The sequence below is a fragment of the Salmonella sp. SG203 genome (assembly GCF_013350575.1).
Classification (GTDB): domain Bacteria; phylum Pseudomonadota; class Gammaproteobacteria; order Enterobacterales; family Enterobacteriaceae; genus Salmonella; species Salmonella enterica.
Genome location: NZ_SNMT01000004.1, coordinates 254,149 through 267,535, shown reverse-complemented (window position 1 = coordinate 267,535; position 13,387 = coordinate 254,149). Strand labels below are relative to the sequence as shown.

Genomic DNA, 13,387 nt, shown 5'->3' with positions numbered 1-13,387 from the left:
ATTCAACGCCATCACACTTTTTATCTCTTCGGGCACGACCAGAAGAGCTGCCATCGGCCTGATAAGCGCAGGATACCAGGTTTATTCCTTCTGCCGGATGGCGACGTAAACGCCTTATCCTGCCTACAGAACTTCGGCTATTTACCAGGTGAACACCGTAGGCCTTAACGCTGCGCGCTCAGGCAAAACGCGCCTTAGTTCGGGCTATATCCCATCACCACGCCGCTTAACCCGGAAATCTGCTTGAGCTCGCCAAGCGATCCTTTCATCTTATCTTTCGACGCATCCGGCCCGACGAGAATACGGGTTATTTTACCCTGTACCGGCGTTGAGGGGGAAGTATAAACCCGGAACCCGGCGGAACGAAGCTTGCCGACTATCTCGTTGACTTTATCCGCATTTTTCAGCGCACCCAACTGTACGACATAGGCTTTGCCGGTCGGCGCAGGTTTATCGTCGGTAGCCGGTTGCGGCGCGGGCGTCGGCGTGGAAGCGGCGACAACCGGCTGTTGCGGTTTAGGCTGCGGCTTCGGCTTTTCAACCGGCTTCGGTTTAGGCGTCTCCACCGGTATCGGATCAAGCTCGACATTGTTAGACGCCATGCGCGACGGGTCCAGCGACGGCGCGGCCGCATCTCCCGCCCGCACCTCTTCAGCCGCCCCTTCCGGCGGCTGTGTCGGCAGCGCCTGCGTTGCGGCAGGCATCATATCCGGCTCATCACGGTCGCCAGGCTTCGGTACTAGTGGAATCGCAGCAAATTCATCCTGATAATGCTTTTTCTGTCCGTCCAACAGACCGGGAAGCACAATAACCCCCAGCGCGACTAACACAATCGTGCCGACTAAACGATTCTGAAACTTACTCGCCACCGATTCTCCCCGCGTCTATCACTTCCATAACATGTGCGACGGTGTGGAACGATCCGCACACCAGCACGGTATCTTCTGGCTGCGCCGCGTCGATAGCGGCCTGCCATGCCTGCGCGACGCTATCATAGACATTCCCTTTCCCCAGATGTTCCAGAAGTTGTTCCGCCGTCGCGCCGCGCGGCCCCTCTAACGGAGCACAATACCAGTCGTCAACCACGCTTTTCAACCAGGCTAACGTGCCGGCGATATCTTTATCATGCAGCATACCAATCACCGCAAGCACGCGCCCGCGTTTCGGCAACATTTTCAGACGACCCGTCAGGTATTCCGCCGCGTGGGGATTATGGGCGACATCAAAGATAACGCGCGGCGACTCACTCACGATTTGAAAACGTCCCGGCAAGGTAGCCTGCGCAATACCGTCGCGAATCGCCTGCTCATCAATGTTCAACCTGCTGGCGCGCAGCGCGGCCAGAGCGGTGGCGGCATTCGGCTGAGGAACCTGCGGCAACGGCAGTCCGGCAAGCGTGCCGTCACCATCGGTAAACGCCCAGTGGGTCGCTGTCACCTCATAACGCCAGTCAACGCCACGACGCCGCAACAGCGCGCCGGTCTCCTGCGCGACATCCGCGATGGTTGCCGGCATTTCCGGTTCGCCGACGATAGCGGGTTTTTCCGCGCGAAAAATCCCGGCCTTCTCGCGGCCGATACTTTCGCGATCCGGCCCCAGCCAGTCAGTATGGTCAAGCGCGATGCTGGTAATTACCGCTACATCGGCATCCACAATGTTCGTGGCGTCCAGGCGGCCGCCCAACCCGACCTCCAGAATCACCACGTCAAGGTTAGCCTGTTTAAACAGCCACAATGCCGACAACGTGCCATATTCAAAATAGGTCAATGAAATATCGCCGCGTGCCGCTTCTATTTCCGCAAAGGACGCGGTATGCGCGGATTCCGCTAATTCTTTCCCCTGCACGCGCACGCGCTCGGTGTAACGTACCAGATGAGGCGAACTATAGACGCCCACACGGTATCCCGCCGCGATTAACACCGACTCCAGCGTGCGACAGGTCGTACCTTTGCCGTTGGTTCCCGCAACGGTAAAAACGAACGGCGCAGGCTTGAGGATGTCCAGACGCGCTGCCACCTGGCTTACGCGCTCAAGGCCTAAATCGATACTCTTGCTGTGCAGGTTTTCCAGATAAGAAAGCCACGAGGCCAGGGGCGACGCAGCTTGAGGTATAGATTTGTTTTTCATTGTTTCCGCTGCTTCTTTACGGTGAAAAGCAAAAGGGCAGAGCCTGCGGCCCTGCCCTTTTCAGTTATCAGGCCTCAGACTCCTGATCCGGCGCCGGAGGCACCACCACGCCTTCACGCGGGGCGTCCGGGTTCGGCGCGGGCAGATTCATCAGCTTCGCCAGAATGCTCGCCAGCTTCAGGCGCATTTCCGGGCGGCGGACTATCATATCAATAGCGCCTTTTTCGATCAGGAACTCACTGCGCTGGAATCCTGGCGGCAGTTTTTCGCGAACGGTCTGTTCGATAACGCGCGGGCCGGCGAAGCCAATCAGAGCTTTTGGCTCGGCGATGTTGAGATCGCCCAGCATCGCAAAACTGGCGGAAACGCCGCCCATTGTCGGATCGGTCAATACCGAAATGTAGGGCAGACCACGTTCCTGCATTTTAGCCAGCGCCGCCGAGGTTTTCGCCATCTGCATCAGCGACATCAGCGCTTCTTGCATACGCGCGCCGCCGGAAGCAGAGAAACACACTAACGGACAGTTGTCTTCCAGCGCCTGTTCAACGGCGCGAACGAAGCGTGCGCCAACGACAGACCCCATTGAGCCGCCCATGAACGCGAATTCAAACGCGGCGGCGACAACCGGCATACCGTGAAGCGTCCCTTTCATGACCACCAGCGCGTCTTTCTCGCCGGTTTCTTTCTGCGCGGACGCCAGTCTGTCTTTATATTTTTTGGAGTCGCGGAACTTGAGCACGTCTTTTGGCTCCAGCTCGCTACCCAACTCCACAAGGGAACCTTCATCTAACAGGCTATGCAGGCGATTGCGCGCCGACATGCGCATATGATGGTCACACTTAGGACAGACCTCAAGATTACGTTCCAGCTCAGCGCGGTATAAAACCTGACCGCAGCTATCACACTTGGTCCACACCCCTTCAGGAATGCTAGCCTTGCGGGTGGGAGTAATGTTGCTTTTAATTCGTTCAATCCAGCTCATTGGTGACCTTTCTGCCTGAACCTTAGTCAGCTTTATTATAAGGGGCGCATAATGCCATTTTTGCCCCCAACAGACCATGAATGTTGCACATTAAAACATAACAGCCCGAAACTTTGGATAAAAAAGTGGTCGAACCGCTGAGTTACTTTCTATTTTGCGGCACGCGACGCAGCGCGCTTATGCCGGACAATCTCAATGACGCCAGGTAATATCGAAACCACGATAATCCCCACAATCAGCAGCTTAAGGTTATCCTGAATCAACGGTATCGTACCGAAGAAATAACCGGCGTAGGTAAAGAGCAGCACCCACAGCAGCGCGCCGATGACGTTATAAGCGGCAAAATGCCGATAGGACATGTGCCCCATCCCTGCCACAAACGGCGCAAAGGTTCTGACGATCGGCACGAAGCGAGCGAGAATGATAGTTTTACCGCCGTGTTTTTCATAAAACTGGTGGGTTTTATCCAGATAACTGCGGCGGAAAATTTTCGAATTCGGATTACTGAACAGTTTTTCGCCGAACAGTCGACCAATCGTGTAATTTACCGCATCGCCGACAATTGCGGCGATCAGCATTAACGCCACCATGACATGCACATTGAGATCGTTGGTTTCCAGCGAAGCCAGCGCCCCGGCGACAAACAGCAGCGAGTCGCCCGGCAGGAACGGCGTGACGACCAGGCCGGTTTCACAAAACAGAATCAAAAACAAAATAGCGTACACCCAGACGCCGTACTCCGCGACCAGCTCCGCCAGATGCACATCGATGTGCAGAATAAAATCAATAATAAAGTAGATCAGGTCCATATTTGTCTTTGCCTTTCTACCCGACACGTTTCGGGTGTGCGATTCGGATTAGTCCGCCAGAAATAGCGGGCCCATTGGCGGTTTTGGAAGGTCAAACCGGTCAGGGTAATCCACCGCAACCAAATATAGCCCTTCCGCCTTCGCCGTTGCCGCCGCCAGCGTTCTGTCCCTGGCCGCTAACAGCTCTGCGATCCAGCTCTCCGGCTGGTTGTGAGCGCCTACTTCCAGCAGGCTGCCGACAATATTCCTGACCATATGATGAACAAAGGCATTCGCTTTGATATCGACCACCACATAAGGGCCGTGGCGGGTAACGTTGATGTGCATCACATTACGCCACGGCGTGCGCGACTGGCACTGCACCGCGCGAAACGAGGTAAAATCATTTTCGCCAAGCAGACACTGCGCCGCGCGATGCATCCGCTCTGCATCCAGCGGCTCATAGTAATGCGTCACGCCTTTTGCTAACACCGCAGGACGCAGTCGATGATTGTAGATGATATAGCGATAACGGCGAGCCGTAGCGCTAAATCGCGCGTGAAAATCATCCGGTACAGTTTTCACCCAGCGCACGGCAATGTCACCAGGCAAATTCGCATTTACCCCCAGCGTCCATGCCGCATCTTTGCGCAATGCGGTCGTTTCGAAATGGACAACCTGCCCGGTGCCGTGAACGCCGGCATCGGTACGCCCGGCGCAGAACACGTTAATAGGTTCATTTGCCACCTGCGAGAGCGCTTTTTCCAGCTTTTCCTGCACGCTGCGCACTTCATTCTGACGCTGCCAGCCATAATACTTGCTGCCGTCGTACTCAATACCCAGCGCAATTTTATAGACCGGCGATGATTGCTGTCCGGACATCAGTACAGATACTCCTGCACCAGCTTCTCCGCAATTTTAACGGCCATCAGCGCGCCGCCGAAACGCACGTTGTCCGCCACTGACCAGAACTGAATTTGTTCCGGCATACCGTAATCATTATGCACACAGCCAATAGAAAGCTGTGGATTGCCGGAAGCGTCGCCCACCTGCGTCGGGTAATCCGTCTCTTCTGATAGTACGATATCTTCACCGCGGGAAAACGCCTCGCGCGCCTCTTCCGCCGCCAGCGGACGGAGCGCTTCAAAGCTCACCATCTGCGCATGGCCATAGAACACTGGCGACTGCACGACACTGGCGGAGATCATCACGCCATCGTCCTGCAAAATTTTACGCACTTCATCGACGATACGACGTTCCTGGCGCACGCTGCCTTCCCGATCCGGCAGCAGCGGCAGCATATTGAACGCCAACTGGCGGCCAAAGAAATCATCTTCATCAATCGGTATGCCGTTAAGCAACTTCGCACTCTGTCCGGCCAGCGCATCGACCGCTTTTTTCCCCTGTGCGGACGCTGATAACATACTGATGACGGCGATGCGCGACAGTCCCCCCTGATCGATTAACGGCTTGAGCGCCGCCAGCAGTTGACTGGTCAGACTATCGGCGACCGCAATCACATTACGGTTACGGTAATCCGCCAGTACATACGGGTTAACTTCCGGCACGACCAGCGGCACATCAGGCTCCAGCGCGAACAGACCGCTGGAATCTATCACCAGGCAACCTGCATTGGTCGCGTCGTCTATCCAGGCAGCCGATGCCTCTGCGCCGGCAACGAAAAACGCCAACTGCGCCTGCGTCCAGTCAAAGTCCGCCGCATCCTGGACAATGACCGACTTGCCACCAAAACGGAGGTGCTCGCCCGCGCTTTCATGACGCGCTAACGCATAAATTTCACCGACCGGGAACTGGCGTTCAGCCAGTGTTTCAAGCAGGGCTTCGCCTACGGCGCCCGTTGCGCCCAGAATGGCAATGTTCCAGCCTTCAGACATGGTGATTTACTCCAGAAATACATAAGCGTCCCTGTCGCATTATTCGACAGGGAGCATTAAGAAGACATTAATGTGCCGGGTGATGAACAGCGTTAAAACCTAGCTTACACAGCAAGGCGGCTGCCGTTTCGTCGTCACACATCACGTATAAAGACGACCATTCACGGCGCTCAAGATAATTTTTACGCAATTTATCAAATTCACCCGGAATTCCAGCGACTTTACGCAGCGGCGCATCGTCGCGGCGCACATCATACACCAAATGCGCCAGTCTTTTCAGCGTCGGTTGATCCAGCGGGCCATGAAGCGTAATACGACCAAACTCAGGCGCAGGCAGTAATGTCTCCAGCGCGACATGCTGCTCGCGACCGATAAACGCGCTATACGCCTCAAAGACCTGGGTGGTGCCGCGCGCTTTGCCTTCCAGCGTATAGCCGGCGATATGCGATGTGCCGATATCCACGGCCTCCAGTAGCGCGACGTTAAGATCCGGTTCGCCCTCCCACACATCAAGCACCACGCTCAGCGGCTGCCCGGCATTAAGTCGCGCCAGCAACGCAGCGTTATCCACCACCGGACCGCGGCAGGCGTTAATGAGAATGGCGCCGGGTTTCAGTCGACGGATCAGCGTCTCATCGGCCAGATGCAGCGTTTTATACGGTCCGTCTTTATAGAGCGGCGTATGGAAAGTCAGGACATCCGCTTCCTGCACCAGCTCATCCAGCGTACGAAAATCACCCTCGTCCCCGCGTGCGGCGCGTGGCGGATCGCACAGCAACGTACGGATACCCAACGCTTCAAGCCTGGTCTGTAGCCGGCTTCCAACGTTACCCACGCCGACAATCCCTATAGTGCGATCGCGTAACGAAAAGCCGTCACGTTCGGCCAGCATCAACAGCGCGGAAAACACATACTCCACCACGGCGATAGCATTACAGCCGGGCGCGGCTGAAAAACCGATGCCCGCCTGCTTCAGCCATGCCTCATCCACATGATCGGTGCCTGCCGTAGCAGTACCAACGAAGTTAATCGGCGTGCCGCTCAGCAGCGATTCATTCACTTTCGTGACCGAACGCACCATTAACGCATCGGCATGGTTCAATTCTTCAACGGGGATCGGGCGACCCGGCACTGCCTTTACCTCACCCAGGCGGCTAAATAATTCGCGGGCGTAAGGCATATTTTCATCAACGAGAATTTTCACGACTGTCGTACCTGTTTGAGAACGAGAGTTAACCGGACAAGTGTGCCATAATCTGGCCGCCAGGCATATATTGCTCAGATTTATGGTTAAAGGATAATTAATTATGCATCCCATCTCCGGCGCCCCTGCACAGCCTCCAGGCGAAGGGCGTAATCCTCTTTCCGCTGCGAGCGAGCAGCCGCTTTCCATGCAACAGCGTACGGTACTGGAAAGGCTGATCACGCGCCTGATTTCACTGACCCAGCAGCAAAGCGCGGAAGTATGGGCCGGAATGAAACACGATCTGGGGATAAAAAATGACGCGCCGCTACTGTCGCGCCACTTCCCCGCCGCTGAACAGAATCTTACCCAGCGTCTGGGCGTAGCGCAGCAAAATCATGCCAATCGTCAGGTGCTTTCACAGCTAACAGAGCTGCTTGGCGTCGGGAATAATCGTCAGGCCGTCAGCGATTTTATCCGTCAGCAATACGGTCAAACCGCGCTTAGCCAGCTTACGCCCGATCAACTCAAAAACGTGCTGACGCTCCTGCAACAGGGGCAGCTTTCCATTCCGCAGCCGCAGCAACGTCCGGCAACGGATCGGCCATTATTGCCTGCTGAACATAATACGTTGAATCAGTTGGTGACGAAGCTGGCGGCCGCGACCGGCGAGTCAAACAAACTTATCTGGCAATCAATGCTGGAACTCTCCGGCGTGAAAAGCGGCGAGCTCATTCCGGCAAAACAGTTTACCCATCTGGCGACATGGCTACAGGCGCGGCAGACGCTGTCACTACAACACGCGCCTACGCTACATACGCTGCAGGCTGCGTTAAAACAACCGCTGGAACCGGACGAACTCACAGCGATCAAAGAGTATGCCCAACACACTTATCAAATTCAGCCGCAAACGGTGCTGACCACCGCCCAGGTGCAGGATTTACTTAACCATATTTTCCTGCGTCGCGTAGAGCGGGAGACTGATGAGCTGGAACCGCTCTCTATTCAACCCATCTACCGCCCGTTTGCGCCGATGATTGAAACCGTGAAAAATCTGTCTGCGCGGCCAGGCCTGTTGTTTATCGCGCTAATAATTGTACTGGCGCTTTTCTGGCTGGTTTCTTAACCGCGCCGGAACGATAATATCGTCACCAGGATGCCAACCACCGCGGAGATCGCTCCCGCGAGGAATACGGAAGGATAGCCGTATGACGTGGCCAGCATGCCCGCCAGCGGGCCGGTAACGCCGTAGGAGATATCCTGAAACGCGGCGTAGCCGCCGAGCGCCGTACCGCGTACCTGTGCAGGTACGCGTTTCACAACCTCCACGCCCAGCGCCGGGAAAATCAGTGAACACCCTGCCCCGGTGAGCGCCGCGCCTACCAGCGCTATCCAGGCCGTCGGCGCCAGCCACAAGAGCAGCAACCCTGCCGTCTCAACCAGCAATGAGACAACGGCGACCTTCACGCCGCCAAAGCGGTCCGGCATCCAACCGAACAATATGCGCATCAGTACAAACGCACCGCCAAACGCGGTCAGGGTGAATCCCGCCATCGTCCAGCCATTGCTGACAAAATAAAGTGAAATAAACGTACCGATGACGGCAAAGCCCACGCCCTGCAATGCCAGGCCCAGGCCCGGTTTCCAGATAAGCCCGACCACGCTCCACAGTGAAGGTCGCTCCCCCGTATACGCAGGCACTTTACGCACGGTGCCGTTGAATGCCCAGGCCAGCAGCGGTAAAACCATCGTCGTCCCCGCCAGCGCCGCGAAGCCAAAGTGGCTATGGATCAGCAAGCCCAACGGCGCACCGGCCGCCAGCGCGCCGTAAATCGCCATCCCGTTCCACGACATCACCTTACCGGAACGCGTTGGGCCAACCAGCCCCAGTCCCCAGGTCAGGGTTCCGGTCAGCAGCTGGCTTTCGCCAAATCCGAGGATCAAACGCCCGACAATAAGCAGCGCGAATTTTATCGGCGCGGAAACCGGCAACAGCGCGGCCAGGAGCCAGGCGGCGCCCGCCAGCCCGCAGGCAAACATCCCCTGTAACGCCGATCGTTTAGCGCCATATTGATCCGCCAGCCGTCCGGCATAGCCGCGCGTCAGTACCGTCGCAAAAAACTGAATGCCCACGGCGATCCCAACCATCGTATTGCTATAGCCCAGTTCGTGATGAACAAAAAGCGGGATGACGGGTAACGGCAGGCCGACCGTCATATAGGTCAGGAAAACCGCAAAGGCGATGCGGAACAGCGAAAAATTCGCAGACGGGGTCGTTGTTTTTTGGCTAACTGCTGTCATGCATTACTCCAGAATGCAGAGTAAGGCGGGGAAATGCCACGCCCCCCCTCTACCTGAACGTCAGGATTAAGGTGCGTTGGATAACGTTAAACGCTTACGCATTATCGGAAGGATAATGTAGAGAGTGAAGTCTGCCTGTGAGACGCGAAACTTGTCAACCTTGAAATTGCAGCCAGGGTATCAACGTGGCGGCGTGTCATCAAACAGAAAGGGAAAGACCGCTTTCATCCCTCTCACCTTAAACCGTCCGGTCACCTGCTTGCGCTGTTCTGGCGTCAGTAACCTGAACATCATCTCCCAGATATCTTCAGGCTCCGCTTCCTGTAAGGAAATGGGTTCTGGCGTAGGTTCCTCTCCGCTGTCGTCCAGATAACGATGAACATAAAGAGGGAAAACAGATATATGAAACTCCTCGGCCTTTGATTTAACACGCTTACGCCTGACACCCTCTTTCCCTTCGCTGTACTTATACAAACGTTCGCGAACCGCAGGCTCGCTTCCCGGAAACCCCGGTAAGCCAAGACATTCCTTAACCGTGAACCATTCCTTTGCCATCGGTTTCTTTCCTTTCCCCTGATGAAATAAAAATATTTCTTCTTTTTCGCGAAATTTTGCTTTCTTTCTGGCACTATTCTTAGCGTGAAAAAGAAAGTAACTTCCTTTTCCATGCGATAATTTTCATCTTAAAAATATCGGCGCCGATAACACATCTTCTTAGGATTACAGAATGGAACCAAAAAGCCAAGACTGGCATCGTGCAGATATTAAAAGTGCACTGGAAAAAAGAGGTATTACGCTCAGAGATCTTTCTCGTCAGGCCGGTTTATCACCTGATTCACTGCGCAATGTCTTTACCCGTTCCTGGCCGAGAGCCGAACGGATTATTGCGGACGCGCTGGGCATCACGCCGCAGGAGATCTGGCCGTCGCGCTATGGCGATATGCAAATAAAAAATGATGCCGATATCGCAGAATAATAGTTAATGCTGAATAAATTGGCTTTAACTTATCAATCTCAACAATTAATAAATATTTAAACTTATTATATTGAAAATAGTAATGGCACGATCTGTCATGCTTCCCGAATCAAATACTGTTAAAGCATTACGTAATTGCTATTACGTATTTTATTAACAGGAATCATTATGAGTTGGGATAAAAGAGTGGCGGTTAATTATGCCAAAACGCATGCAGGTTCTCATTCTCAAGGCCGGTGTGCGGAATTTACCCGAAAGGCAATTCAGGCGGGCGGTATCACGCTGGGGCATACATATCATGCGAAAGATTATGGCCCAATGTTAAGAAGCGCCGGATTCACCGCTATTGGTACCTATGAAATGCCGCGCGAGGGTGACGTCATTATTATTCAACCTTACGCTGGCGGAAACCCGAGCGGTCACATGGCGATATACGATGGCACAGAGTGGTATTCAGATTTTAAACAACGCGATATGTGGGCCGGCCCGGGCTACCGGGCAGCCAGGCCCTCATATACCATCTACAGGAAGAATTAATGAAAACGTTCTCCCTTGTCGCGCTTATCCTGTTGCTTTGTAGTTGCTCTGCGCCTCATCACGACAGTACGCAGGCCGTGAAGCAGTTCTATACCTCATGGATGACGACGTTCACGAACGATGTGAATACCCCTGACGACACCACCGCCTTAATGCAACGTTACGTTGCTAAAGAGGTTATTCATCGCCTGGCGCTAATACAGTCCCTTTATGAACAGGAGATTGTGGGGGCAGATTATTTTATGTATGCGCAGGACTATGCGCCAGAGTGGATTCTACAGTTACGGGTTGGGAAGGCACACCCTTTCCTCGGCGGAGAAAAAGTGGATGTTCTGTTGGGCACAGAGTCAACGCCCATCCACCTGGAAGTTTATACCCGTTGGGAAGAGGGACGCTGGAAAATTTACCGCGTTCGGGATGCTGACAGGGGTTATGAACAGCCGATTTATGACGCAGGCGCCATCACCCAGGCTGAGGCCTGGTCAGCAAAAGTCGCGCCGGAATATAAGAAGCATTAAAAAAGGGAATCGCCATCGGTCTCTTGTTCGTACCGGAGAGGTTAAAGCGCCTATTTCATCAGGCTCTTATTCCGTCGCTGAAAACAGTAAGCCGAAAACAACCCAGGCATTATTTAAAATATGAAGTATTATCGGTATCATTAGCCCACGACTTCTCATTCGAACAACGCATAATATCGATGAAAAAACAAATAGATAAACAAAAGTCACCGCAAAGAGATATTGTGTATGCATAAATGCAAAAGCGAGTGAAGTAATAATAATACCGGAAACTCTTGAGTACCGACCCCAACCGATACTGCTGTTTAATAAAAACCCTCTGAATATAATTTCCTCCGCCACAGGAGCCAGAAAGCACATCGCCAGCGTGTTAAGAAATTTATGAAGAAAAAATTGCCTTGATAACTCGGCCATCCAGGGTTCCGGGCCACTAAAAACATTGTAGAGAACGGTAAGGCACACCAGGGCCAGCGCCGGAACAAAACACTCCACGAATGATAAGCGACCCAATGATAAAAACGGGTAATACTTTGAATAAATACTCCAGGCGGCAATCGCATAGACAAAAACAATACTATATATAAAAGGCGCAGCCAGACCTCCCAAATAAAGCCAGGCATAGGAAGGCGAAAATGAGGCAAAAACAAAAATGCCGAACAAACCAAATAAAACAGCCACACAACTCAAACTATGCCTAATTTTATCTAATGTATTAGTTGGCATTTATATAATATCCATATAATTTGTTGTTCCCTGAATGAAAAAACAGGTCGCATTAGCGACCTGTTTCATTGTTGATACTACAACGTAATAGTCAGGCTTACAACTTACGCATCACCAGCGTGGCGTTGGTGCCGCCAAAACCGAAGCTGTTAGACATTACGGTAGTCAGTTCACGCTCGGTCGTTTCGGTCACGATGTTCAGACCCGCAGCCTGCTCATCCAGCTCTTCGATGTTGATGCTCGGCGCGATAAAACCGTGCTCCAGCATCAGCAGAGAGTAGATGGCTTCCTGCACGCCAGCCGCACCCAGCGAGTGGCCGGTCATCGCTTTGGTCGCGGAGATAGCCGGGCTGTTATCGCCAAACACTTCACGGATTGCACCAAGTTCTTTCACGTCGCCTACCGGAGTAGAGGTACCGTGAGAGTTCAGGTAGTCGATCGGCGTGTCTACGCCGTGCATCGCCATCTGCATGCAACGTACTGCGCCTTCACCAGACGGAGCAACCATGTCTGCGCCATCGGATGTTGCGCCATAGCCGACGATTTCCGCATAGATATGCGCGCCGCGCGCCAGAGCGTGCTCCAGCTCTTCGACAACAACCATACCGCCACCGCCCGCGATGACAAACCCATCACGGTGCGCATCATAGGTACGGGACGCTTTTTCAGGCGTATCGTTATATTTGGTGGACAGTGCGCCCATCGCATCGAACTCACAGGCCATTTCCCAGCACAGCTCTTCGCCGCCGCCAGCAAAAACGATGTCCTGTTTGCCCAGTTGGATCTGTTCAACCGCATTGCCGATACAGTGTGCGGAGGTCGCGCAAGCGGAGCTAATGGAGTAGTTCACACCATAAATTTTAAACGGCGTAGCGAGGCAGGCGGAAACGCCGGATGCCATTGCTTTCGTCACCACATACGGGCCCACGGCTTTCAGACCACGCGGACTACGCATGGCGTCTGCGCCAAAGACCTGGAATTTCGGGGAGCCGCCGCCGGAACCTGCAATCAGGCCGACACGCGGGTTATTCTGATAGACTTCCGGCGCCAGACCGGCGTCGGCCACTGCCTGCTCCATAGACAGATAAGCATAGATGGAGGCGTCGCTCATAAAGCGCACGACTTTGCGGTCAATGAGGCCAGTGGTATCCAGTTTTACGTTGCCCCATACCTGGCTACGCATGCCGGCGTCCTTCAGCTCCTGAGAGAAAGTGATCCCTGAACGTCCTTCACGCAGAGATGCCAGGACTTCCTGCTGGTTATTACCGATGCTGGAAACGATGCCCAGGCCAGTAATCACTGCACGTTTCATTCAATACCTCTGTAATTCGCACTATTTTTAAGTTTCGATTGGCAC

At 54.0% G+C, this 13,387-nt stretch carries 15 protein-coding genes; 4 read left to right on the top strand and 11 right to left on the bottom strand.

What is annotated here, in order from left to right:
- Positions 1-194 precede the first annotated feature (194 nt).
- The 7 genes from dedD to pdxB form a co-directional block, all read right to left on the bottom strand.
- Positions 195-869, bottom strand: coding sequence for a cell division protein DedD (gene dedD, locus HV477_RS09110; RefSeq protein ID WP_000157036.1), 675 nt, complete (start codon positions 867-869; stop codon positions 195-197).
- Positions 859-2,127, bottom strand: coding sequence for a bifunctional tetrahydrofolate synthase/dihydrofolate synthase (gene folC / locus HV477_RS09105; RefSeq protein WP_000792275.1), 1,269 nt, complete (start codon positions 2,125-2,127; stop codon positions 859-861). The genes dedD and folC overlap by 11 nt, the downstream gene beginning before the upstream one ends.
- 67 nt (positions 2,128-2,194) lie before the next feature.
- Entirely contained in the window at positions 2,195-3,109 is a 915-nt protein-coding gene (gene accD, locus HV477_RS09100) for an acetyl-CoA carboxylase, carboxyltransferase subunit beta (RefSeq protein WP_000118383.1), read from the bottom strand.
- Between the two features lie 149 nt (positions 3,110-3,258).
- On the bottom strand, positions 3,259-3,918 hold the full coding sequence (locus HV477_RS09095; protein WP_000364318.1) for a DedA family protein: 660 nt from the start codon (positions 3,916-3,918) through the stop codon (positions 3,259-3,261).
- Between the two features lie 48 nt (positions 3,919-3,966).
- Positions 3,967-4,779, bottom strand: coding sequence for a tRNA pseudouridine(38-40) synthase TruA (gene truA, locus HV477_RS09090; RefSeq protein ID WP_000016631.1), 813 nt, complete (start codon positions 4,777-4,779; stop codon positions 3,967-3,969).
- Positions 4,779-5,792 (bottom strand): aspartate-semialdehyde dehydrogenase, encoded by a 1,014-nt coding sequence (locus tag HV477_RS09085; RefSeq protein WP_001289138.1) that lies wholly within the window; start codon positions 5,790-5,792, stop codon positions 4,779-4,781. Before HV477_RS09085 ends, truA begins: the two co-directional genes overlap by 1 nt.
- 67 nt (positions 5,793-5,859) lie before the next feature.
- On the bottom strand, positions 5,860-6,996 hold the full coding sequence (pdxB, locus tag HV477_RS09080) for a 4-phosphoerythronate dehydrogenase PdxB (protein WP_000699176.1): 1,137 nt from the start codon (positions 6,994-6,996) through the stop codon (positions 5,860-5,862).
- Between the two features lie 103 nt (positions 6,997-7,099).
- On the opposite strand from pdxB, the gene flk reads away from it, so the two are divergent.
- On the top strand, positions 7,100-8,101 hold the full coding sequence (gene flk / locus HV477_RS09075; RefSeq protein ID WP_000553397.1) for a flagella biosynthesis regulator Flk: 1,002 nt from the start codon (positions 7,100-7,102) through the stop codon (positions 8,099-8,101).
- Here flk and HV477_RS09070 read toward each other — a convergent pair.
- Together HV477_RS09070 and HV477_RS09065 are read right to left on the bottom strand one after the other, a co-directional pair.
- Complete coding sequence (locus HV477_RS09070) at positions 8,098-9,276, bottom strand: MFS transporter (RefSeq protein WP_000127721.1); 1,179 nt, start codon at positions 9,274-9,276, stop codon at positions 8,098-8,100. The genes flk and HV477_RS09070 overlap by 4 nt on opposite strands.
- A gap of 180 nt (positions 9,277-9,456) precedes the next feature.
- On the bottom strand, positions 9,457-9,831 hold the full coding sequence (locus HV477_RS09065; RefSeq protein ID WP_001051266.1) for a hypothetical protein: 375 nt from the start codon (positions 9,829-9,831) through the stop codon (positions 9,457-9,459).
- 172 nt (positions 9,832-10,003) lie between these two features.
- Here HV477_RS09065 and HV477_RS09060 point away from each other — a divergent pair, with 172 nt between their 5' ends.
- The 3 genes from HV477_RS09060 to HV477_RS09050 all read left to right on the top strand — a co-directional run bounded on the left by HV477_RS09060 (position 10,004) and on the right by HV477_RS09050 (position 11,307).
- The gene (locus tag HV477_RS09060; protein ID WP_000433427.1) at positions 10,004-10,252 is read left to right on the top strand and encodes a transcriptional regulator; all 249 of its coding nucleotides are present in this window, start codon (positions 10,004-10,006) and stop codon (positions 10,250-10,252) included.
- A gap of 168 nt (positions 10,253-10,420) precedes the next feature.
- Complete coding sequence (locus tag HV477_RS09055; protein WP_000118258.1) at positions 10,421-10,789, top strand: NlpC/P60 family protein; 369 nt, start codon at positions 10,421-10,423, stop codon at positions 10,787-10,789.
- Positions 10,789-11,307, top strand: a complete 519-nt coding sequence (locus tag HV477_RS09050) for a YbjP/YqhG family protein (protein WP_079899006.1) — start codon at positions 10,789-10,791, stop codon at positions 11,305-11,307. Before HV477_RS09055 ends, HV477_RS09050 begins: the two co-directional genes overlap by 1 nt.
- 66 nt (positions 11,308-11,373) lie before the next feature.
- Here HV477_RS09050 and HV477_RS09045 read toward each other — a convergent pair whose 3' ends face one another.
- On the bottom strand, positions 11,374-12,030 hold the full coding sequence (locus HV477_RS09045; RefSeq protein WP_079899005.1) for a CPBP family intramembrane glutamic endopeptidase: 657 nt from the start codon (positions 12,028-12,030) through the stop codon (positions 11,374-11,376).
- 97 nt (positions 12,031-12,127) lie between these two features.
- Entirely contained in the window at positions 12,128-13,342 is a 1,215-nt protein-coding gene (gene fabB, locus HV477_RS09040) for a beta-ketoacyl-ACP synthase I (protein WP_000817161.1), read from the bottom strand.
- Positions 13,343-13,387 lie beyond the last annotated feature (45 nt).

Bases quoted from the DNA above. Each gene is read 5' to 3' on its own strand.
- HV477_RS09065 (WP_001051266.1), bottom strand. From the start codon at position 9,831: ATGGCAAAGGAATGGTTCACGGTTAAGGAATGTCTTGGCTTACCGGGG.
- folC (WP_000792275.1), bottom strand. From the start codon at position 2,127: ATGAAAAACAAATCTATACCTCAAGCTGCGTCGCCCCTGGCCTCGTGG.
- HV477_RS09045 (WP_079899005.1), bottom strand. From the start codon at position 12,030: ATGCCAACTAATACATTAGATAAAATTAGGCATAGTTTGAGTTGTGTG.
- truA (WP_000016631.1), bottom strand. From the start codon at position 4,779: ATGTCCGGACAGCAATCATCGCCGGTCTATAAAATTGCGCTGGGTATT.
- HV477_RS09060 (WP_000433427.1), top strand. From the start codon at position 10,004: ATGGAACCAAAAAGCCAAGACTGGCATCGTGCAGATATTAAAAGTGCA.
- HV477_RS09070 (WP_000127721.1), bottom strand. From the start codon at position 9,276: ATGACAGCAGTTAGCCAAAAAACAACGACCCCGTCTGCGAATTTTTCG.
- HV477_RS09050 (WP_079899006.1), top strand. From the start codon at position 10,789: ATGAAAACGTTCTCCCTTGTCGCGCTTATCCTGTTGCTTTGTAGTTGC.
- flk (WP_000553397.1), top strand. From the start codon at position 7,100: ATGCATCCCATCTCCGGCGCCCCTGCACAGCCTCCAGGCGAAGGGCGT.
- HV477_RS09055 (WP_000118258.1), top strand. From the start codon at position 10,421: ATGAGTTGGGATAAAAGAGTGGCGGTTAATTATGCCAAAACGCATGCA.
- HV477_RS09095 (WP_000364318.1), bottom strand. From the start codon at position 3,918: ATGGACCTGATCTACTTTATTATTGATTTTATTCTGCACATCGATGTG.
- HV477_RS09085 (WP_001289138.1), bottom strand. From the start codon at position 5,792: ATGTCTGAAGGCTGGAACATTGCCATTCTGGGCGCAACGGGCGCCGTA.
- accD (WP_000118383.1), bottom strand. From the start codon at position 3,109: ATGAGCTGGATTGAACGAATTAAAAGCAACATTACTCCCACCCGCAAG.
- fabB (WP_000817161.1), bottom strand. From the start codon at position 13,342: ATGAAACGTGCAGTGATTACTGGCCTGGGCATCGTTTCCAGCATCGGT.